The following is a 21,350-nucleotide window of genomic DNA, read 5'->3' as shown; positions in this document are numbered from 1 at the left end:
GACCTGACCGGGCCCTGGCGGGCGGACCGCGCGGACCGGTAGGTACGCTGCCCTGCATGCGCGCTCTCCTCGTGGTCAATCCGGTCGCCACCACCACGAGCCCGCGCACCCGCGATGTCATCACCCGCGCCCTGGCCAACGGCCTCGACCTTGAGGTGATGGAGACCCGGTACCGGGGCCACGGGAAGGAGCTGGCCCGGCGCGCGGCCGAGGAGAAGTCGGCCGACCTGGTGATCGCGCTGGGGGGCGACGGCACGGTCAACGAGGTCGTCAACGGACTGCTGCACCGCGGCCCCGACCCCGAGCACCTGCCGGGACTCGCGGTGGTGCCGGGCGGCTCGACGAACGTGTTCGCCCGGGCGCTCGGGCTGCCGAACGAGCCGGTCGAGGCGACCGGTGCGCTGCTGGACGCGCTGCGCGCCGGGCGCACGCGGACGATCGGCCTCGGCCTGGCGAGCGGGACGCCCGGCACCCTGGACGCGGAGGTCCCCGCGCGGTGGTTCACGTTCTGCGCGGGACTGGGCTTCGACGCCGGCGTGGTCGGCCGGGTGGAGGCGCAGCGCGAGCGCGGCAAGCGCTCGACGCATCCGCTGTATGTCCGGCAGGTGGTACGGCAGTTCCTCGCCGATCACCATGGGCGGACGCACGGCACGATCGCGCTGAAGCGGCCGGGACACCCGGCCATCGAAGGGCTGGCGCTGTCGATAGTGTGCAACACCTCGCCGTGGTCGTTCCTGGGCAACCGGCCGCTGTACGCGGCGCCCGGGGCGTCGTTCGACACCGCGCTCGACGTGCTCGGCATCACAAAACTCTCCGTGGGAGGGGCGGCACGGTACGCGGCCCAGCTGGTGCGCTCGACCCCGCAGCGGGGCCCGCGTGGCCGGAACGTGGTGTCCCTGCACGACGAAACGGAGTTCACCTTGCAATCGCAGGCGCCACTGCCGTTTCAGCTTGATGGAGACCACCTTGGCCTGCGAACAAGTGTGACGTTCACAGGTGAGCGCCGTGCACTGCGTGTGATTGTGTGAGCAGAACCCCCAAAAGTCCTTCCAGTCGAACGTTTAGGCCACGCCCCACCCGAGGGAAGTAGGGCTGTGAGCTAACCGACACCAACGAATCAAAAAAAACTTCCCGGAAGGGGTTGTATCCGCCGCCGAGGTTTGCGAACCTCTTCATGGCGATCGGGACGGCCGACTCATCGGCCCCCTTGAGAGTCCGGATTCCCTCCCTAGCCCGCGGATCGCGGCAGGAGTCCTCACCAGCAGACACCTGAGCGGCAGCTCGTTCTTTGTGAGGGGATTCGTGAAAGCGTTCACATTCACAAGCAATGTAACTGCAACGTGCAGGAGATGGAGCAGACATGGACTGGCGTCACAGCGCCGTTTGCCGCGAGGAAGACCCCGAGCTGTTCTTCCCCATCGGCAACACCGGTCCTGCGCTGCTGCAGATCGAGGAAGCCAAGGCCGTCTGCCGCCGCTGCCCCGTGATGGAGCAGTGCCTGCAGTGGGCCCTGGAGTCCGGCCAGGACTCCGGCGTCTGGGGTGGGATGAGTGAGGACGAGCGCCGCGCGATGAAGCGCCGTGCCGCTCGCAACCGCGCGCGCAAGGCAAGCGCCTGACACCAGGCGTCGTCAGGCTTCCGCCCGCCGGCGGCCGCCACCCCGCCGCTGCCCCGAGCCGCAGCACGCAGCACCAACGACGGTGCGACACACACCAACGAAGCGTTCGCAACAGCCGCTGAGCCCCGACCAGGAGTTTCCTCACTCCCGGCCGGGGCTCAGCGTTTGGCGGCCTCCACCGGCAGGTCGATGACGACGCGGGTCCCGCCCTCGGGCGCGGGCACCATGTCGAAGCCGCCGCCGAGCTCGCCCTCCACGAGGGTGCGCACGATCTGCAGGCCGAGGCTGCCGCCGGCGCGCGGGTCGAAACCCTCGGGCAGACCACGGCCGTTGTCGGTGACGGTGACAAGCAGGCGGCCGGGCTCGCCGCGCCGGGGCTGCGTACGCGTGGCGCTGACCTCGATCCGGCCGCGCTCGCCCGGCCCGAAGGCGTGTTCCAGCGCGTTCTGCAGCACCTCCGTGAGCACCATCGACAGCGGCGTCGCCGTTTCCGCGTCCAGCACACCGAACTTGCCCAGGCGGTGGCCCGTCACCCGGCCGTCCGGGGAGAGTTCGCCGACCATGGCGATGACCCGGTCCGCGATGTCGTCGAACTCCACGCGCTCATCGAGGTTCTGAGACAGCGTTTCGTGGACGATGGCGATCGAGCCGACGCGCCGCACGGCCTCGTCCAGCGCGGCGCGGGCGCGCTCGTCGCCGCTGGCGCCGATGCGGCGGGACTGGAGGCGCAGCAGCGCGGCCACGGTCTGGAGGTTGTTCTTCACCCGGTGGTGGATCTCCCGGATGGTGGCGTCCTTGGTGATCAGCTCGCGCTCGCGGCGGCGCAGTTCGGTCACGTCGCGCAGCAGTATCAGCGAACCGATGTGCTCGCCCTTGGGCTTGAGCGGGATGGCGCGCAACTGGACCACGCAGTCGTCGCCTTCGATCTCCGTCTCCCGGGGCGCCCAGCCGCTGGCCAGCTTCACCAGCGACTCGTCCACCGGTCCCCGGGTCGGTGCCAGGCGCGCGGTGGTCGGGCCCAGCGGCAGGCCGACCAGGTCGGTCGCCAGGCCCAGCCGGTGGTACGCGGAGAGCGCGTTCGGACTGGCGTACTGGACGACGCCGTCGGCGTCGAGCCGGATGAAGCCGTCGCCGACGCGGGGCGCGCGGTCCATGCCGACCTGCTGGCCGGGAAACGGGAAGGTGCCGCCCGCGATCATCTGCGCCAGGTCGGAGGCGCTCTGGAGGTAGGTGAGCTCCAGACGGCTCGGGGTCCGCACGGTCAGCAGGTTGGTGTTCCGGGCGATGACGCCGAGCACCCGGCCCTCGCGCCGGACCGGGATGGACTCGACCCGGACCGGCACCTCCTCGCGCCACTCCGGGTCTCCCTCACGGACGATCCTGCCCTCGTCGAGAGCGGCGTCCAGCAGCGGGCGCCGGCCGCGGGGCACCAGGTGGCCGACCATGTCGTCCTGGTAGGAGGTCGGCCCGGTGTTGGGGCGCATCTGCGCGACGGACACGTAGCGGCTGCCGTCGCTGGTGGGCAGCCACAGCACGAGGTCTGCGAAGGAGAGGTCCGCGAGCAGCTGCCATTCGGACACGAGCAGGTGGAGCCACTCAAGGTCCCGCTCGCTGAGCCGGGTGTGCTGGCGGACGAGGTCGTTCATGGAGGGCACACTGGCGAGCTTACGGTGCCGCCGCGCGGGAAGAGCGTGCGGAGCATGGACACACGGTGCGCGGGGAGTCCAGAATGGGGCCCGGCCGCGAGACTTCTGCCCTCCCCCGCACAGGAGGGCAGAGCGGGGTCCCGGCGCGCTCTCTGCCCTGACGGCGCCCTGGATCCGTATCGCTCCGGGCTGCGGTGCCGAGGGGGTTGAGGGTCTCCCTCTGGCGCCGCGGCCCGTGGGTGCCGGGCCTGCTGCCGTGCGCTGGCGGCCCGGTCAGGCGGGCCAGGCCCGCATCGCCAGCTCGGCCGTCGTCTCCAGCTCCTCGCGGCTCGCGCCGTCTCTGGCCTGCTGGCTCATCCCCTGCATGACCGCCGACACCAGGCGGGCGAGCGCCGCGGCGTCCGTGTCCGCGGGCAGCTCACCGGCGGCGATGCCCGCGCGGATGCGCTCCGTGAACATCTCGGTGTTCCGGGCGCGCTTGGCCCGCAGCAGGGAAGCGGCGGCCTCGGAGGACTCGGCGCTGTTGCCCGTGATGGAGATGACCATGCAGCCGGGCGGGCGGCCCGGCCGGGTGTACTCGTCGGCGGCCTCGCGCAGGATCCGGGCCATGGCCGCGCGGGCGGTCGGCTCCTCATCGAGGGCGCGGCGCAGGAAGACGCCGTACCGCGTGACGTAGGACTCCACCACCTCCTCGAAGAGGGTCCGCTTGTCGCCGAAGGCGGCGTACAGACTCGGCGGGCCGATGCCCATCGCACGCGTCAGATCGGCCACGGAGGTGCCGTCGTAGCCGTGCTCCCAGAACGTCCGCAGGGCCTGCTCCAGTGCCGCCTCGCGGTCGAACGAGCGCGGCCTGCCGCGTGGCTTCTGCGTGGTCATGGGCACCGATTCTAGTTTTTGTAAAGCCCGCTTCAGAATACTCAGGACAGCTGTTACCGTTCTTTCTGTAACACCCGCTAGAGAAAAGTGGAGCGGCGTCATGAGCACGCTCGTGGGCAAGACCGCCCTGGTCACGGGAGGCAGCAGGGGCATCGGGCGAGCGATCGCCGAGCGGCTGGGGCGCGACGGGGCGCGCGTAGCGGTCCACTACGGCCGGAACGAGACAGCCGCCAAGGAGACGGTCGCGGCGATCGAAGCGGCCGGGGGCAGCGCCTTCGCGGTCCGCGCCGACCTCGCGCTGCCGGAGGGGCCCGCAACGCTGTGGACCGCCTTCGACGCGCACGCCGACGGACTGGACATCCTGGTGAACAACGCGGGCATCATCGGCGCCTCGTCCGGGTTCGCCACGACCCCCCTGGCGGAGTTCGACCGCCTGTTCGCGGTGAACACCCGGGCGCCCTTCTTCCTCATCCAGCAGGCGCTGGGGCGGCTGCGGGACGGCGGCCGGATCGTCAACCTCTCGACGGGGCTGACCCGGTCACCCGGCGCGAAGACCGACGTCGTCGCCTACACCATGACCAAGAGCGCGCTCGACGCCCTCACGGCGGCGCTGGCCAAGGAGCTGGGCCCCCGGGGCATCACGGTCAACGCGGTGGCTCCCGGTGCAGTGGACACGGACATGAACGCCGGGTGGCTGCGCACCGAGGAGGCCCAGCGGCACATGGCCGAGACGGTGCCGCTCGGCAGGGTCGGGCAGCCCGGCGACATCGCGGGCGTCGTCGCGGCCCTGGTGTCGGACGACGCCCGCTGGGTCACCGGCCAGTGGATCGACACCAGCGGAGGCCAGTTCCTGTGAGCCGGCGGGGCGGCCGGGCACTCAGCTGGTCCGGGTGACCTTGGCCAGGGCACGGGGCGCGTCCGGGTCCTGGCCCCGGGCGAGGGTGATCTCGTAGGCCAGGCGCTGGAGCGGCAGTATCTCCAGCACGGGCTGGAGCTCCTCGGGCAGGCTTTCGGTGGGCAGGACGAAGCCCGCCGAGGCGGCGGACACGGCCGCCCGGGGGCCGACGACGACCAGGTCGGCGCCCCGTTCCTTGAGCCGGTCGAGCACCGGTTGCAGTGCCTGGCCGCCCTTGCCGCCGGTCACGATCGCGATCACCGGGGAGACGTTGTCCACCATCGCCAGCGGCCCGTGCAGCAGGTCGGCGCCGGAGTACGACAGGGCCGGGATGTAGCTGGTCTCCATCAGCTTCAGCGCCGCCTCCTTGGCGGTCGGGTAGCCGAAGCCGCGCGAGGTGAGGACCATCCGCTCGGCGAAGCGGTAGCGGCCCGCGAGCTGCCGCACCTCGTCGTGGCGGGCCAGGACCTGCTCGGCCAGGCCGGGCAGCGGGGCGGCGGCGGTGCCCCCGTCGCGCCCGCGCAGGCTCTCAGCGAGCAGGTACAGGGCCAGCAGTTCGGCGGTGTAGGTCTTGGTGGCGGGCAGCGCCCGCTCCGGGCCCGCGAGGATGTCGATGTGGTACTCGCTCGCCTGTGCCAGCGGCGAGTCCGGGTTGTTGGTCACGGCCAGGGTGACCGCCCCGGCCCGGCGGGCCGCCGTGGTCGAGGCGACCAGATCAGGCGACCCGCCGGACTGGCTGACGGCGATGACAAGGCAGTCGGTGAGGTCCTGCCGGGCCTGGTAGGCCGTGGTCACGGACATCGAGGTGAGGCCGCAGGGCCGTCCCAGCAGGATTTCCAGCAGGTACTTGCCGTACAGCGCGGCGTTGTCCGAGGTGCCGCGGGCGGTGAGGAGCACGAATCGCGGGCCGCGGGCCGCGATGTGCGCAGCGGTACGCGCGATGCGGGGCGCGCCCTCGTGCAGCAGCCGCCGCAGCACCTCGGGCTGCTGCGCCATCTCCCCCGCCATCAGGTGGCCCGGCTCGGTCGTCGTCTCCGTCATCGCCCCTCCGTGAGTCGGTTCGCGTGCGCTGTGCGCCGCGCGTGGTCGGCCGTGGTGACCGCACGCTGGGCGGCGCTCACCGGCCGGTGAGCGCCTCGGCGGCGGCCTGCCCGCACACGCGGGCGGCGCCGTGGGTGGCCAGGTACGGTGCGCCGGCCGGCTTCCCGTGCGGCACACCCATCTCCACGACGGCGGTGGCCGGCCTCGCCTGAAGCAGCGCGGCCAGGATGCGCTGCATCCACGGGTGCCGGTGCGCGTCGCGGACGACGGCGACAACCGGGCGCTCCCCCGCGTCCGCGAGGATCCGCGCGGCAGTCGCCCCGGCGCCGCCGCCCGGGGCATCCACGTCGTGAGGGCCGTAGCAGCCGCCCCGGGTGCCGGGGAGCAGCTGGTTGAGCGCCGGCTCCAGCCCCCACGGGGTGCGCCGCCCGACGGCCATGGTGACGCCCGGGGTGAGCGCGGCGACGTAGGGCGGCGTGGTCAGGGGGCGGAACGGCGCGGTGCCGGGGATGACGCGCAGGGCGCGGCGGGCGGCTTGCAGGCCAATGTCCGTGGGCGGCTGCGGACGGGAGGCGGTGGCCCGGGCCGCGGCGGCCCAGGCCCCCAGCGCGCGGACGCGCTCGGCGGCGTCGTGGAGCCGCTCCTCGCTCAGCCGGCCCTCCCGGACGGCTGCGACCAGGGCGTCGCGCAGGTACAGCACCTGCTCCTCGTCGCACGGCTCGCCGCCGACGCACAGCGCGTCGGCGCCCGCGGCGATGGCCAGGACGCAGCCTCCGGCGAGGCCGTGGGTGTCAGAGATGGCCTTCATCTCGATGGCGTCCGTGTAGATCAGCCCGTCGAAGCCGAGGCCGCCCTGCTCGGCGGGGGCGCGCAGCAGGCCGGCCAGCGCGGCCGGGCTGAGGGTGGCCGGGTGCGCGGGGTCGAGCGCGGGGAGCAGGATGTGGGCGCTCATCACGCAGCGGGTGCCCGCCGCGATGGCCGCTTCGAAGGGGACGAGGTCGCGCCGGCGGAGCTGGTCGAGGGTGACGTCCACGCGCGGCAGGGCGAGGTGGGAGTCGACGTGGGTGTCGCCGTGGCCGGGAAAGTGCTTGACGCACGCGGCGACGCCCGCGGACTGGAGCCCTTCGACGTAGGCGGCGGTGTGCCGGGCCACCAGGGCGGGGTCGTCGCCGAAGGAGCGGACGCCGATGACCGGGTTGCGCGGGTCGCTGTTGACGTCGGCGCAGGGGGCCCAGTCGACGTTGACACCGCAGGCGGCGAGCCGGCTGCCTATCGCGGCCGCGACGGCGCGGGTGAGGTCCGGGTCGTCGACGGCGCCGAGGGCGTGGTTGCCCGGGTAGGCCGAGCCGGTCTGCGCGTCGAGGCGGGTGACGTCGCCGCCCTCCTCGTCGGTGGCGATGAGCACCTCCGGCCGCGCCTCGCGCAGAGCAGCGGTGAGCGCGGCGAGCTGCTCGGGCGATTCGATGTTCGAGCCGAACAGTCCGACGCCGGTCAGGCCCTCCTCAAGCAGCCGCAGCAGCCAGCTGGGGGCCGTGGGGCCCGCGAAGGGCGGCTGGAGCACGGCGAGGGCGTCACGTTCCACGGAGGTCATAGCCACCCCTTTGCTGTCCCTTCACTGTCGGTTGTCTATCCCTTCACGGCGCCCGCGGTGAACCCGCTGGCGACCCGGCGCTGGAGAAGCAGGAAGACGAGGAGAACGGGGACGGTGAACAGCGAGCTGGCCGCCATGGTGGCGCCCCAGTCGTTGCCGAAGTTGGTCTGGAAGCGGTTCAGCCACAGCGGCAGGGTGGCCGCGTCGGGTGCCTTGTTGAGCACGAGCACCATGGCGTACTCGTTCCACGCCATGATGAAGCCGAACAGGGAGGTGGCCATCAGCCCCGGAGCCAGCAGCGGGAAGATCACCCTGAGGAAAGCCTGGGCGCGCCCGCAGCCGTCGATCATCGCCGACTCCTCCAGTTCCATGGGCACCGCCGCGATGAAACCACGCAGAGTCCAGATGGTGAAGGGCAGCGCCATGACGGCGTAGACGAGGGAGAGCGTGGTGAGGCTGTTGAGGGCGTTGAGGTCACGGGCGTTCAGGTAGGTCGCGATGATGAGGATCTCCCAGGGCGCCATCTGCGCGGCCATCACGGCCAGCACCATGGCGCGCCGCCCGCGGAACCGCATCCGGGCGAGGGCGAACGCGGCGGCCAGCGCGACGGCGAGCGCCACCAGCACGGCCCCGGTGGTGACGAGCAGGCTGTTGCCGGCGTACCGCCAGAACAGGTCGACGCCGGTGGCGGTGGCGTAGTGCTCGGTGGTGGGCCAGAAGAAGAACACCGGCTCGGGCGTGAGGACCTGCGAGTCCGGTTTGAAGGAGGTGGCGAGCATCCAGTACACGGGGAAGAGGAAGAGCGCCGACAGCGCCAGGGCCGTCACGGTCAGCGCCGCGCCGCGGGCTTTCACGCTTCCTCCTTCTCCGCCGCCACGACCATGCGGAAGTAGCAGGCGGTGACGGCCAGCAGGATCACCAGCGTGAGCACGGAGATGGCGCCGGCGGCGCCGTACTGGTTCTGCCCCATGCCCTCGATGTACGACATGACCGGCAGCGTCTCGGAGCCGCGGTTCGGCCCGCCGCCGTTGAGTGCGTAGATCTGCGCGAACGCCTTGAAGACCCAGATGGTCTCCAGAAAGGTCGTCAGCAGGAAGAAGGGCCGCAGGATGGGCACGAGCACGGACCAGAAGATCCGCCAGGCGGAGGCGCCGTCCATCCGCGCGGCCTGGATGATCTCGGCGCTGACCGTGGTGAGCCCGGCGTAGAACGTCAGCGCCACGAAGGGCACGGAGCCCCAGACGATGAGCAGCGCGGCGATGGCCAGGGTGGAGGTGCCGGAGGCGAACCAGTTGTGCTGCTCGTAACCGGAGAAGCCGAGGGTGCGCATGACCCAGTTGGCCACGCCGAACTGCGTGTCGAACAGCCAGCGGAACACGGTCGTCGTCGCGATGACCGGCATGGCCCAGGCCGCGACCAGGCTCGCGGACAGCACCAGCCGCATCACCGTGCCGAGCCGGGCGAGCAGCAGCCCCGTCAGCGTGCCGAGGACCATGATCGCCACCACGCCCGCCGCGACCAGGCCGAAGGTGCGTCCGGTGGCGGCCCAGAAGCGCTCATCCCCCAGGACCTGACGGTAGTTCGACAGCCCCGTCCACTGCGTGGTGCGGGTGATCAGTTCTCGCCGGCCGAAGTCCTGGAACGACATCACCACGGTGCGCACCAGCGCATACCCCAGCACGCCGAGCAGCCCCGCCACGGCCGGCGCCAGCAGCAGGTAGGGCAGCCAGCCGTCCGGCGGCCGCAGCCGCGGCAGCCGGGCCGCGGCGCCCGCCGGGCGGGGCCGGGCCCCGCCCGGCCGTTCGCCGATGCTTCCGGTCTCGACAGCCACGGCCTACTCCCGGTTGATCCGGGTCGTGATCTCGGCGTCCGCCTCGGCGGCGGCGTTGGCGTAGTTCTCGCCGCCCAGCGCCCGCGTCATCAGCTCCTTGACCGGGTTGGGCTCGGTCTCGACGTTGGCCCAGCCCATGGTCAGCGGCGGCAGGTAGCCGGATTCGGCGGCGCGGGCCATGGCGGCGTCGAAGCTGCCTGGCTCGGGCTCGGTCAGGGCGTCGTCGCGGCCCGGCACCACTCCCCCGCCGCTTTCGTCGGCGAACCGCCGCGCCCACTCCCGGGAGGTGGCCATCCGGATCCACTCCCGCGCCAGTTCCGGCTCGCCGGCGCGGGCGGAGACGGCCAGGTTGGAGCCGCCGAGGAAGACGTGTCCGGGCTTGTCGGCCGTCGGGCCCGGGATCGGGAAGAAACCGAAGTCGGCCTCCCGGCCGCGCTCGCGCAGGGCCTCGGCCGCGGCGCGCACCTCCCAGCCGAGCCCGATCCACGAAGCGATCTCGCGGTTGGGGATGACCTCGGTCGACTGCTGCGGTGACGCCTCGTCCGCGTCGGCCGGGGCGCGGGAGAACGACTGGAGCTCACGGTAGAAGTCCATGGCGGCCTCGCCCTCGGGGGTGGCGAGCGCGCCGCGCCAGGCCGGGGTGCCGTTCTCCCCGCCGCCGCCCGGGGCCTGGGCGGCGAACTGGCCGCCCTCGTCCGCGAGGAAGCCGCCGAGCACGTAGTAGCTCTGCCCGGGCAGGTAGAGGGGCTCGGCATCGGTGTTGTCGCGCACCTGCTCCAGGGCGCGCAGCCACTCGCTCCGGGTGCGCGGCACCTGTGCGCCCGCCTCCTGCCACACGCTCTTGTCGTAGACGACGACGCGGCTGGCGCCGTACCAGGGGGCGGCGTACTGGGTGCCCCCGAGGCGGGCGGAGGAGAGCATCACGTCGTTCCACGGCTGCCGGGCGAACCACTCGTCCCCGTCCAGGCCGGCCAGGCCGCCCGCCGCCGCGAAGCCAGCGGTCTGCGTGTTGCCGATCTCCAGCACGTCGACCGTGTCGTTCTCAGACAGGGCGGTGGTGAGGCGGTTCTGGATGCCGTCCCACTGCTGGATCTCGACGGTGACCTCGACGCCGTGGCGGCGCTCGAACGCTTCGTTCAGCGCGGTCACCCAGGACTCGGGCGCGGAGCCGTCCATCAGCCAGACGGTCAGCCCGCCGCCGGAGGCGGCGCCGCAGCCGGTGAGGGAGGCGGGAAGGAGGGCTGCCGTGACGAGCACGGCCAGGGCGGCGAGCCTGCGCTTCACATGGCCTCCTCGTCGGGGCATGCGGGGACGGAACGGGGCCACGACTGGTATAGACCAGATAATCCGAAGACTGGACTAGACCACATCGGGTGTCAACGCTCCACGCGGCAGCCCCGCGCGCCGTTACCGGACCGTCACCCTTTGCGGGGCGCCCGTCGCTGCGCCGCGTGTCACGATGTGAGGCACGAGATGCGAAGAGCCGCGCCACGGGACGGCAACGGCGAGACATCGGGGAAGGGCATGCCATGGCGAGGGACGGGGGCTCGACCGCGGGCGTGACGGGCCCTGCGACCGACAGCACGGCCGACCGGGGCCGGACGGCACGGGTCCCGAAGTACTACCGCCTCAAGCGGCACCTGAAGGAGATGACCGAGGCGCTGCCGCCCGGTTCACCCGTGCCGCCCGAGCGGTCGCTCGCCGCCGAGTTCGACACCTCCCGCACCACCGTGCGCCAGGCGCTGCAGGAACTGGTCGTCGAGGGGCGGCTGGAGCGCATCCAGGGCAAGGGCACCTTCGTCGCCAAGCCCAAGGTGTCACAGGCGCTCCAGCTGACCTCGTACACCGAGGACATGCGTGCCCAGGGCCTGGAGCCCACCTCGCAGCTGCTCGACATCGGCTACATCACCGCCGACGAACGCCTCGCCGAGCTGCTCGACCTGCCCGAGGGCGGCCGCGTGCTGCGGATCGAGCGGCTGCGCCTGGCCAGCGGCGAGCCGATGGCGATCGAGACCACCCATCTCTCGCAGGCCCGCTTCCCCGCCCTGCGGCGCAGCCTCGTCCGCTACACGTCGCTGTACGAGGCGCTCGCCGAGGTGTACGGCGTGCACCTGGCACGGGCCGAGGAGACCATCGAGACCTCCCTGGCGACGCCGCGCGAGGCCGGGCTGCTCGGGACCGACGTGGGCCTGCCGATGCTGATGCTCTCCCGGCACTCCCGTGACGCGGACGGCGAGCCGGTGGAATGGGTGCGCTCGGTCTACCGGGGCGACCGGTACAAGTTCGTCGCCACTCTGGAGCGCCCGCCCGCACAGACCCCGTAGTCATTCTTTCGTTCATGGCCTAAATTCGGCGCGCGAACGGTCGACAATGACAGGAGTTGGCGTGGAAACGGCAAAGCGGCTGCGGGGAGCGTCACTGCGTTCCCTCCTCATCTGGACGGCCGTGGCTCTGGTGGGTGCCTGCGGCTGGGCGATGCTCGCGCTGTCGCGCGGCGAGGAGGTGTCGGCGGCGTGGATGCTGGCCGCCGCCCTCGGCTCCTACGCGATCGGGTACCGGTTCTACGCACGCTTCATCGCCACCAGAGTGCTGCGGGCCGACCACAACCGGGCCACCCCGGCCGAACGCCTCAACGACGGCCTCGACTTCCACCCGACCGACCGGCGCGTGCTGCTCGGCCACCACTTCGCCGGCATCTCCGGCGCCGGGCCGCTGGTCGGGCCGGTGCTGGCCGCGCAGATGGGCTACCTGCCGGGCACCATCTGGATCATCGCGGGCGTCATCTTCGCCGGGGCGGTCCAGGACATGGTGGTGCTCTTCTTCTCCACCCGCCGGGACGGCAAGTCGCTCGGGCAGATCGCGCGCGAGGAGATCGGCCCCGTCGGCGGCTTCGCGGCGGTGGTCGCGATCTTCGTGATCATGATCATCCTGCTGGCGGTGCTGGCGCTCGTGGTGGTGAATGCCCTGGCGGAGTCGCCCTGGGGCACCTTCTCGGTCGGCATGACGATCCCGATCGCGCTCGCCATGGGCGGCTACCTGCGCTTCCTGCGGCCCGGCAGGGTCGCGGAGGTGTCGGTGATCGGCGCCGCGCTGCTGCTGCTCGCGATCGTCGCGGGCCGCTGGGTGGCCAACTCCTCACTGGCGGACGCCTTCACTCTCTCGCCGAACACGCTCGTCATCTGGCTGGTGGTCTACGGCTTCGCCGCCTCGGTGCTGCCGGTGTGGCTGCTGCTCGTGCCGCGCGACTACCTGTCGACGTTCATGAAGATCGGCACCATCGGGCTGCTGGCCCTGGCCATCCTGGTGGTGCTGCCTGACCTGCGGATGGAGGCCGTCACCGACTTCGCCTCGCGCGGCGACGGGCCGGTGTTCGCCGGATCGCTCTTCCCGTTCGTCTTCATCACCATCGCGTGCGGCGCGCTGTCCGGCTTCCACGCGCTCATCTCCTCCGGCACCACGCCGAAGATGATCCAGAAGGAGACGCAGGTCCGCACCATCGGCTACGGCGCGATGCTGATGGAGTCCTCGGTCGCGATGATGGCGATCACCGCCGCCTGCATCCTGGAACCGGGCGTCTACTTCGCGATGAACGCCCCGTCCGCGGTCATCGGTGACACCCTGCAGTCGGCCTCGGAGACCATCACCTCCTGGGGATTCACCCTCACGCCCGAGCAGCTGTCCCAGGCGGCCGAGGCCGTCGAGGAGGAGTCGCTGCTGTCGCGGACCGGCGGCGCGCCCACGCTGGCGCTCGGCCTCGCCGGCATCCTGGCCGACTTCCTCGGCGGCGACGCCATGATGGGCTTCTGGTACCACTTCGCCATCATGTTCGAGGCGCTGTTCATCCTGACGGCGATCGACGCGGGGACGCGGGTGGGCCGCTTCATCCTCCAGGACGCGCTGGCCAGCACGCACCGCTCCATGGCGCGGCTGCGGTCCACGACCTGGCTGCCGGGCATCCTGCTGACCAGCGGGCTGGTCGTGGGCCTGTGGGGCTATCTGCTCTGGGTCGGCGTCAACGACCCGCTCGGCGGCATCAACACGCTCTATCCGCTGTTCGGCATCTCCAACCAGCTGCTGGGTGCGGTGGCGCTCGCCGTGTGCACCGTGCTGCTGGTGAAGTCGGGGCGCGCCAAGTACGCGTGGGTGACCGCCGTGCCGATGGCATGGGTGGCGATCGTGACGCTCACCGCGAGCTGGCAGAAGGTCTTCTCCGGCGACCCGCGCGTCGGCTTCCTGGCGCAGCGCGACCAGTACCAGGAGGGCATCGACGCCGGCGAGGTGATCGGCCCCGCCCAGGACATGGACGACATGCAGACGATCGTCAACAACGCGACGCTGGACGCGGTCCTCAGCGCCGTGCTGGCGCTGCTGGTGCTCGTCGTCTTCGTGGACGCCGCGCGGATCTGCCTCAAGGCGCTGCGTGACCCCGGTTCCGTGCAGCTGGCGGAGGCCCCGCGCGTGGAGTCCCGGATCATCGCGCCCGCGGGGCTCATCCCCACCAAGGAGGAACGGGCCGAGCTGGCCGCGGCCGGCCTCGGCCACGGCGGCGGCGTGCCCGGCGAAACCCCGGGCGGTGCCCGGCGTGAGGGGGCCGGAACATGACGGCCGTGCGGCGCCGGCTGGCCCGGCTGTGGTGGTACGTGCGGGAGTTCACCGGCGAGACGGCGTACGAGCGGTACGTCGAGCGCGCCAGGACCCAGGACCCGCACGCACCGGTGCTCAGCCGGCGCGAGTTCGAGCGGCGGCGCGTCGCCGAGCGCTACGGCGACGGCGCCGCTCCCCGCCGCGGCTGCTGCTGAAGGCGCGCCGGTCCGGCAGCCGCCGCCGGGCCGGACTGTCAGTGGGTGCCCTCACACTGGCGGCATGGACACTGAGATCAGGACCGCGCTCCCCGGCGAGCTGGACGCCGCCGGGGAGCTGGCCGCGGCCGTGTACCTGCGCGACGGGCTGCTCACGCACGGCGAGCGGGACCCGTACCTGGCGGAGCTGCGCGACGCGCGGGGGCGCGCGGCCCACGGCGAGGTGCTGGTGGCCGCCGGTCCGGCGGCGCCCGGGGCGCCCCCGCTGGGGACGGTGACGTTCGCGCCGCCGGGCAGCGCGCTCACCGAGGTGGCGGCCGGGGCGCACGAGGCCGAGTTCCGGATGCTGGCCGTCTCCCCCGCCGCGCGGGGCAGGGGCGTCGGCGAGGCGCTGGTGCGCGCGTGCCTGGACCGGGCCACAGCGCTGGGGTGCCGGCGGGTGGTGATCTCCAGCCTCTCGCAGATGCGAACGGCGCACCGGCTCTACCAGCGGCTGGGCTTCGCCAGAGAGCCGCAGCGCGACTGGGAGCCCCGTCCCGGCATCAGGCTGCGGGCGTTCGCGATCGACCTCACGCCCCCCTCCGAGCAGAGACACAACATATAGGGCCTCTTCCCCTGTGCGGCACAACATGTATGCTCATACTCGCTGCCGACCAGGGGAATCCGGTGTGAGTCCGGAACTGTCCCGCAACGGTGTGCGATAAGCCGTTCCGTGCTGCTTGTCGCGAGTCCGAATGCCTGCCGGTGGCGTTGACCACGTCCGGGCCTCGTGGGTTGGGCTCGCCGACGCGCACGCTTCTCCTCTCCTGCGTCCGTCGCCCCTGCCCACGGGGCGCCCCACGGAGCACGAGGGAGAACGACTGCCGTGACCACCGCACCCCAAGCCCCCGCGGAGCCGGCGACAGCCGGGCTGCTGCGGACGCTGCACGGCCTCGCCGCGGATCTGCCCGGCGCCGATCCGGGCCGGGTGGCCGAGGCGGCCTTGCGCGGCCGCCACGCCGGGTCCACGCCGGCGGAGCTGCGCGCGCTGGCCACCGAGGCGGCGGCCGGGCTCATCGCCGAGGAACCCGCCTACTCACGGCTGGCGGCGCGGCTGCTGACGCTGGCGATCCGGGAGGAGGCGGCGGAACAGGGCGCCGGCTCGTTCACGTCCGCCATCGCCGTGGGCCACCGCGAGGGCCTGATCGCCGACACCACCGCCGCGTTCGTCCGCCGGCATGCCGCCGCCCTGGACGGCCTGGCCGAGCGGGCGGCCGGGGAGGGAGCCGACGACCGGTTCGGCTACTTCGGCCTGCGGACCGTCGAGTCGCGGTACCTGCTGCGCCACCCGGTGACGCGCCGGGTCATCGAGACCCCGCAGTACTTCCTGCTGCGCGTCGCCTGCGGCCTGGCGGGCGGCGAGGACGAGACGGCGCTGGCAGAGGTCGCCGAGCTGTACCGGCTCACCAGCCGCCTGGCCTACCTGCCCTCCTCCCCCACGCTGTTCAACTCCGGCACGCGCCACCCCCAGCTGTCGTCCTGCTACCTGCTGGACTCCCCCCGGGACGACCTGGACTCGATCTACGAGCGCTACCACCAGGTGGCGCGGCTGTCGAAGCACGCCGGCGGCATCGGCCTGCCGTACTCCCGGGTGCGCGCCCGGGGCTCACTGATCCGCGGCACCAACGGCACCTCCAACGGCATCGTGCCGTTCCTGCGGACGCTGGACGCCTCGGTGGCCGCCGTCAACCAGGGCGGGCGGCGCAAGGGCGCGGCCTGCGTCTACCTGGAGACCTGGCACGCCGACATCGAGGAGTTCCTTGAGCTGCGGGACAACACCGGGGAGGACGCCCGCCGCACCCACAACCTGAACCTCGCGCACTGGATCCCCGACGAGTTCATGCGCCGCGTCGAAGCCGACGCTGAGTGGTCGCTGTTCTCACCGGCCGACGTGCCCGAACTGCCGGACCTGTGGGGCGAGGAGTTCGACGCTGCCTACCGCCGCGCCGAGGCGGCCGGGCTGGCCGTGCGGACCGTCCCCGCGCGGCAGCTGTACGCCCGGATGATGCGCACGCTCGCGCAGACCGGCAACGGCTGGATGACGTTCAAGGACACCGCGAACCGGACCGCCAACCAGACCGCCAGGCCCGGCTCGGTCGTGCACTCCTCCAACCTGTGCACCGAGATCATCGAGGTCTCCGACGACGGGGAGACCGCGGTGTGCAACCTCGGCTCCGTCAACCTCGCGGCCCACCTGGGCGACGACGGCGAGATGGACTGGGAGCGGCTGGACGCCACCGTGCGCACCGCCGTGCTGTTCCTCGACCGGGCCGTGGACCTCACCTACTACCCGACCCGGCAGGCCGCCGCCTCCAACTCCCGCTGGCGGCCGGTGGGCCTGGGGGTGATGGGCCTGCAGGACGTGTTCTTCCGCAAGCGGCTGCCGTTCGGCTCCCCGCAGGCCCGCGAGCTGTCCACCGCCATCGCCGAGCGCCTCATGCTCGCCGCCTACGAGACCTCCGCCCACCTCGCCGAACGCCACGGCCCGCACCCCGCCTGGCTGGACACGCGGACGGCGCGCGGCGTGCTGCACCCGGACCACTACCAGGACGTCACGTTCCGCTGGCCGGACCGCTGGGCCGCGCTGCGCGCCCGGATCGCCCGCTCCGGCATGCGCAACGCGCTGCTGCTCGCCATCGCACCGACGGCCACCATCGCCGCGATCGCGGGCGTGTACGAGTGCATCGAGCCGCAGGTGTCGAACCTGTTCAAGCGCGAGACGCTCAGCGGGGAGTTCCTCCAGGTCAACACCTACCTGGTGGAGGACCTGAAGCGGCACGGGCTGTGGCACGAGGGCACCAGGGAGGCGCTGCGCGAGGCGAACGGTTCCGTGCTCGGCCTGCCGGGCCTGCCCGAGGAGCTGCGCGAGCTGTACCGCACGGCGTGGGAGATCCCGCAGCGCGCGCTGATCGACATGGCCGCGGCCCGCACCCCCTTCCTGGACCAGAGCCAGTCGCTGAACCTCTTCCTGGCCGCGCCGACCATCGGAAAGCTCAGCTCGATGTACGCCTACGCCTGGCGGAGCGGCCTGAAGACCACCTACTACCTGCGGTCGCGCCCGGCGACCCGGATCGCGCGCGCGGCACGCGGCACCGCGGCCCGCACCGCCGCACCCCACGGCGCGAGCACCCCCGTACCCGGGCAGGCGGCCGCCTGCTCGCTCGAGAACCCCGAGATCTGCGAGGCCTGCCAGTGAACACGTCCCAGCCCCAGACCCTGCCCCAGCCGCCCGCCGCCGGCGAACGGAACCTCCTCGACCCCGGCTTCGAGCTGACGCTCCGCCCGATGCGCTACCCGGGGTTCTACGAGCGGTACCGCGACGCCATCAAGAACACCTGGACCGTGGAGGAGGTGGACCTGCACTCCGACGTGGCCGACCTGGCGAAGCTCTCCCCCGGCGAGCAGCACCTCATCAGCCGGCTCGTAGCGTTCTTCGCGACCGGCGACTCCATCGTCGCCAACAATCTGGTCCTCACGCTCTACCGCCACATCAACTCCCCGGAGGCCAGGCTCTATCTGTCGCGGCAGCTGTTCGAGGAGGCGGTCCACGTCCAGTTCTACCTGACGCTGCTGGACACCTACCTGCCCGATCACGACGAGCGCGCCGAGGCGTTCGCCGCCATCGAGAACATCCCCTCGATCCGAGAGAAGGCGCGGTTCTGCTTCCGGTGGATGGACTCGGTGGAGGACATCGACACCCTGGTCACCAAGGAGGACAGGCGCCGCTTCCTGCTGAACCTGATCTGCTTCGCCGCCTGCATCGAGGGGCTGTTCTTCTACGGCGCGTTCGCCTACGTGTACTGGTTCCGTTCCCGGGGCCTGCTGCACGGCCTGGCGACCGGCACCAACTGGGTGTTCCGCGACGAGAGCTGCCACATGGCCTTCGCCTTCCACGTGGTGGACACCGTCCGCGAGGAGGAGCCCGGCCTGTTCGACGCGGAGATGGGCCGCCAGATCACCGGGATGGTCAAGGAGGCGGTGGCGGCCGAGCTCCAGTTCGCGCGCGACCTGTGCGGCGACGGCCTGCCGGGGATGAACACTGAGTCGATGCGGCAGTACCTGGAGTGTGTCGCCGACCAGCGGCTGGTGCGGCTCGGGCTTGAGCCGGTCTTCGGCGCGTCCAACCCGTTCCCGTTCATGGAGCTCCAGGACGTGCAGGAGCTGACGAACTTCTTCGAACGCCGCCCCTCCGCCTACCAGGTGGCGGTCGAAGGCAGCGTCTCCTTCGACGACGAGTTCTAGCACGGGAGGCCGGGCCCGGGTGTCCCGGCGGTGCGGAGCCGCCGGGACACCCGGGCCGCAGGCGGGCGCCGGTCAGATGCCGCAGGTCGGTGCCGACCAGTAGCGGCTGGCCCGGGTGTCCACGTGGGTGTGGTCGTCGTGCCCCGGGTAGCCCGGCCCCAGAATGCCGTTGAAGCCGTGGTAGCGGGCCTGGAGCGCCAGCGTGCAGAACGAGTGCGAGCCCACGAGGTCCACGGCAGCGCCGTACAGGTGCCGGCTGTCGCTCGCCCCGCCGACCGCGCTGTTGCACGAGTAGGAGCGGAAGGCGCTGCTGACGTTGATGGGGCTGTCGCCGAGGGCGTGCCGGAGCGCCTCCAGCTTCCACATGTTGATCAGCGCGTTCTCGCGCGCCGCGGCGGCCGAGACCGCGCCGCCAGACCAGTCGGAGTTGCAGGTGTTGAGCTCCGGGTACGTGAAGTGGACCGGCGTGCAGTCGTCGTCCTGGAGCGCGTAGATCTGGTTGAACGTCTCCGGCCCGGCGATCCCGTCCGCGCTGAGGCCGTACGCCTCCTGGAAGCGGGTGACGGCGGCGGCCGTCGCCGGACCGTACTCGCCGTCGATGGCGAGGACGTTGCCGTAGCCGGGATAACCGGACACGCGGATCTGGAGCTGCCTGACGTCCTCGCCCGACGCGCCCTGGGAGAGCGTGCGGTTCCAGGTGTAGCAGCCGTCGGCGCGGGCGGTGCCCGCGGTGGTGACGGTGACCGCCAGCGAGGCGGAGGCGACCATGGCCACGGTGAGAACGACGCGCAGCAGCCGTCTGAACATGCTTCCTCCGATGGGGAGTTACGGGGAAGAGCTTGGTCCCAACGAGCGTGTCGGATCGTTCAACGCGCGTCAATGACGCGGCGGGCGGCGCCACCGGCCCATGCCAATGGCGCCGCCCGCGCGGCTCACGGCTTCAGTCGTTGGGCACCGTCTCGTAGCGCGGCGTGCCCTCGGCCATCATCTTCAGCGCCTTCTTCCGCTCCCGCTTGGAGAGGCGGTCGATGTACAGGTAGCCGTACAGGTGGTCCGTCTCGTGCTGGAGGCAGCGGGCGAAGTAGCCGGTGCCGCGCACCCGGATCGGCTTGCCCGTGGCGTCCTGGCCCCGGACGACCGCGACGTCGGGACGTGCCAGCTCGGCGTACGCCGTCGGCACGGACAGGCAGCCCTCGTTGTTGTCGTCGAGCACGCGCGACTCGGCGGGCAGCTCCTCCAGCACGGGGTTGCAGACCACCCCGACGTGGCGGACACCGTCGTCGTCCATGCAGTCGTAGACGAAGACCTTCAGGTCCACACCGATCTGGTTGGCGGCCAGGCCCACGCCCTCGGCGGCGCGCTGGCTGGCGAACATGTCGTCGATCAGCGCGGCCAGCTTGTCGTCGAACTCCGTGACGTCCCGGCACTCACGGTGCAGCATCGGGTGCCCGACGACGGTGATCGGCCGGACCGTGCCACGCTCCCGGTGCGCGCGCTCACGCTCCGCACAGTCGATGGTGTCGTCAATGAACTCGCCGCTGAGCGGGACATCGGTGTCATGCTGCGCCATGGTCGGCCGCTCGCCTTCCGGTCACGGTCTTGAGGGGGACCCGTACAGCTTACGGCCCCCGTGCAGCCGCCCGGCCGGGCCGTCAGCAGACCTCTTCCAGATCCCGCCACTCCCGGGTGTCGGGGCTGTCAGCCACCCAGCCGTCCAGCAGGCCGCGCACCAGGGCGGCGGGCGCGGCGATGCCGCACTCCCGCTCCGGCGTCCACAGCGCGCCCGCCCCGGTGTGCCCCAGCGGGCCCGGATGCCCGGGGACGCTGTGGTCGTGCGGGTCGTGCAGTGCGAGGCCGTCGCCCTCCTCCGTCGGCATGCGGCTCTCGGAGCAGGAGCGGCACAGCAGCCGCACCGAGGCCGACCAGTCCTCGGCGGCGTATCCGGCGTCGGCCGCCAGGCGTTCCAGGGCGTCCCGGTCGGCGGGCGTGGCCGCCTCGATCAGCACCACCCACGTCGGCACGGAGCTGGGCGCCCACAGCTCAATCTCGTCGAAGACCGGGAAGACCGAGGGCGTGCCGCCGGTGAGGCCGCCCGCGACGGTCGTGCGTTCCCCGCGCGGTACCCCGTCGTGGAGCACGACCTCGCCCCAGCGGCGGCCCGAGGAGGGCAGCGGGATGCTCTGCACCTCGATGCGTGCCGGGTCGATCCGGCGGCCCCAGACGACCTCCGCCTCGCCCTCGGGCGACAGCCGGACGGCGGCGCCGCCCAGGTTCATGCCCAGCGGCTCGGCGGCGGCGGAGGCGGCGCCGGGCACGTTGAGGCCGTACGCCTGCCAGGCGCGGCGCGCCAGCGTCCAGTCCTGGAGCGCGGTGGCGGCGATCCCGAGGTTCCACCAGTCGGGCGCGCCCGCGTCCTTCTCCAGCAGGGCGACGGCGCGCAGCCCGGCCATGCGGGCGGCCTCCCAGTCGTGGCGGAACTTGTGCAGCAGCGCGAGGTTGAACCAGGACTGCGACAGCCAGGGCTCCAGGTCGGCGGCGCGGGTCAGCAGCGCGCCCGCGTCCTCGTAGCGGCCGTCGTCGATGAGGGTGAAGGCCCGGTTGGTAGCGAGCCGCCAGTCCGTGGACGGCCGCTGCCGGATCCTGCCGAAGATCCTCACGATGTCCTGTCCGTTTCCCGACTCACGCGCTCAGGCTTCCACGGTCGTGTCAGGGTTCTCCTGTCCGTCCCGCAGGGCATCCAACCATGCGGGTACGGTCCCCTGCTCACAGCAT

General features: G+C 72.1%; 19 protein-coding genes and 1 riboswitch. Of the genes, 9 read left to right on the top strand and 10 right to left on the bottom strand.

Translation table 11 applies throughout. The annotated features are described in order from the left end of the window. Positions 1-56 precede the first annotated feature (56 nt). On the top strand, positions 57-1,028 hold the full coding sequence (locus JK356_RS00095) for a diacylglycerol kinase family protein (protein ID WP_201865340.1): 972 nt from the start codon (positions 57-59) through the stop codon (positions 1,026-1,028). Between the two features lie 332 nt (positions 1,029-1,360). Beyond that, on the top strand, positions 1,361-1,618 hold the full coding sequence (locus JK356_RS00090; RefSeq protein WP_059012246.1) for a WhiB family transcriptional regulator: 258 nt from the start codon (positions 1,361-1,363) through the stop codon (positions 1,616-1,618). A gap of 158 nt (positions 1,619-1,776) precedes the next feature. On the opposite strand, the gene JK356_RS00085 is transcribed toward JK356_RS00090, so the two are convergent. Then, positions 1,777-3,264 carry a sensor histidine kinase gene (locus JK356_RS00085; protein ID WP_201865339.1) on the bottom strand — a complete coding sequence of 496 codons (1,488 nt, stop codon included), beginning with the start codon at positions 3,262-3,264 and terminating at the stop codon, positions 1,777-1,779. A gap of 273 nt (positions 3,265-3,537) precedes the next feature. Further along, positions 3,538-4,140: a TetR/AcrR family transcriptional regulator gene (locus JK356_RS00080; RefSeq protein ID WP_201865338.1), complete on the bottom strand. Its 603-nt coding sequence runs from the start codon at positions 4,138-4,140 to the stop codon at positions 3,538-3,540. A 100-nt stretch (positions 4,141-4,240) separates the two neighbouring features. Here JK356_RS00080 and JK356_RS00075 point away from each other — a divergent pair, with 100 nt between their 5' ends. Beyond that, positions 4,241-4,996, top strand: a complete 756-nt coding sequence (locus JK356_RS00075) for an SDR family oxidoreductase (RefSeq protein ID WP_201865337.1) — start codon at positions 4,241-4,243, stop codon at positions 4,994-4,996. A gap of 21 nt (positions 4,997-5,017) precedes the next feature. Here the strand turns inward: JK356_RS00075 and JK356_RS00070 are convergent, their stop codons facing one another. From JK356_RS00070 to JK356_RS00050, 5 genes are all read right to left on the bottom strand, one after another. Continuing rightward, the gene (locus JK356_RS00070; RefSeq protein ID WP_201865336.1) at positions 5,018-6,076 is read right to left on the bottom strand and encodes an SIS domain-containing protein; all 1,059 of its coding nucleotides are present in this window, start codon (positions 6,074-6,076) and stop codon (positions 5,018-5,020) included. Positions 6,077-6,152: 76 nt separating this feature from the next. Further along, the gene (locus JK356_RS00065) at positions 6,153-7,667 is read right to left on the bottom strand and encodes a glycoside hydrolase family 3 protein (protein ID WP_201865335.1); all 1,515 of its coding nucleotides are present in this window, start codon (positions 7,665-7,667) and stop codon (positions 6,153-6,155) included. Between the two features lie 35 nt (positions 7,668-7,702). After that, entirely contained in the window at positions 7,703-8,521 is an 819-nt protein-coding gene (locus tag JK356_RS00060; RefSeq protein ID WP_307815324.1) for a carbohydrate ABC transporter permease, read from the bottom strand. Beyond that, entirely contained in the window at positions 8,518-9,498 is a 981-nt protein-coding gene (locus JK356_RS00055) for a sugar ABC transporter permease (protein WP_307815323.1), read from the bottom strand. The genes JK356_RS00060 and JK356_RS00055 overlap by 4 nt, the downstream gene beginning before the upstream one ends. 3 nt (positions 9,499-9,501) lie before the next feature. Beyond that, entirely contained in the window at positions 9,502-10,782 is a 1,281-nt protein-coding gene (locus JK356_RS00050) for an extracellular solute-binding protein (RefSeq protein WP_201865333.1), read from the bottom strand. Positions 10,783-11,027: 245 nt separating this feature from the next. Between JK356_RS00050 and JK356_RS00045 the strand changes: the two genes are divergently transcribed. The 6 genes from JK356_RS00045 (at position 11,028) to JK356_RS00020 (ending at position 18,578) form a co-directional block, all read left to right on the top strand. Beyond that, positions 11,028-11,822, top strand: a complete 795-nt coding sequence (locus tag JK356_RS00045; protein WP_201865326.1) for a GntR family transcriptional regulator — start codon at positions 11,028-11,030, stop codon at positions 11,820-11,822. 46 nt (positions 11,823-11,868) lie between these two features. After that, on the top strand, positions 11,869-14,100 hold the full coding sequence (locus tag JK356_RS00040; protein ID WP_201865318.1) for a carbon starvation CstA family protein: 2,232 nt from the start codon (positions 11,869-11,871) through the stop codon (positions 14,098-14,100). Next, entirely contained in the window at positions 14,097-14,297 is a 201-nt protein-coding gene (locus JK356_RS00035; protein ID WP_201865316.1) for a YbdD/YjiX family protein, read from the top strand. The genes JK356_RS00040 and JK356_RS00035 overlap by 4 nt, the downstream gene beginning before the upstream one ends. A gap of 64 nt (positions 14,298-14,361) precedes the next feature. Beyond that, complete coding sequence (locus JK356_RS00030) at positions 14,362-14,901, top strand: N-acetyltransferase (RefSeq protein WP_201865314.1); 540 nt, start codon at positions 14,362-14,364, stop codon at positions 14,899-14,901. Continuing rightward, positions 14,896-15,058, top strand: a riboswitch (cobalamin riboswitch). (Overlaps the previous gene by 6 nt.) A gap of 104 nt (positions 15,059-15,162) precedes the next feature. Continuing rightward, a complete protein-coding gene (locus JK356_RS00025; RefSeq protein ID WP_201865312.1) occupies positions 15,163-17,532 on the top strand; it encodes a ribonucleoside-diphosphate reductase subunit alpha in 2,370 nt (789 codons plus the stop codon). 89 nt (positions 17,533-17,621) lie between these two features. Continuing rightward, a complete protein-coding gene (locus JK356_RS00020; RefSeq protein ID WP_201865687.1) occupies positions 17,622-18,578 on the top strand; it encodes a ribonucleotide-diphosphate reductase subunit beta in 957 nt (318 codons plus the stop codon). A gap of 72 nt (positions 18,579-18,650) precedes the next feature. On the opposite strand, the gene JK356_RS00015 is transcribed toward JK356_RS00020, so the two are convergent. The 3 genes from JK356_RS00015 to JK356_RS00005 form a co-directional block, all read right to left on the bottom strand. Then, positions 18,651-19,385, bottom strand: a complete 735-nt coding sequence (locus JK356_RS00015) for a D-Ala-D-Ala carboxypeptidase family metallohydrolase (protein ID WP_201865310.1) — start codon at positions 19,383-19,385, stop codon at positions 18,651-18,653. A gap of 133 nt (positions 19,386-19,518) precedes the next feature. Beyond that, a complete protein-coding gene (gene def, locus JK356_RS00010; RefSeq protein ID WP_201865304.1) occupies positions 19,519-20,148 on the bottom strand; it encodes a peptide deformylase in 630 nt (209 codons plus the stop codon). An 82-nt stretch (positions 20,149-20,230) separates the two neighbouring features. Next, entirely contained in the window at positions 20,231-21,235 is a 1,005-nt protein-coding gene (locus tag JK356_RS00005) for a hypothetical protein (protein ID WP_201865303.1), read from the bottom strand. Positions 21,236-21,350: the final 115 nt, after the last annotated feature.

Origin of the sequence: Streptomyces sp. 7-21 (assembly GCF_016741785.1) — a bacterium.
Taxonomy (GTDB): domain Bacteria; phylum Actinomycetota; class Actinomycetes; order Streptomycetales; family Streptomycetaceae; genus Streptomyces.
The sequence above is the reverse complement of the archived record's forward strand: the minus strand, read 5'-3'. Positions and strand labels throughout refer to the sequence as shown.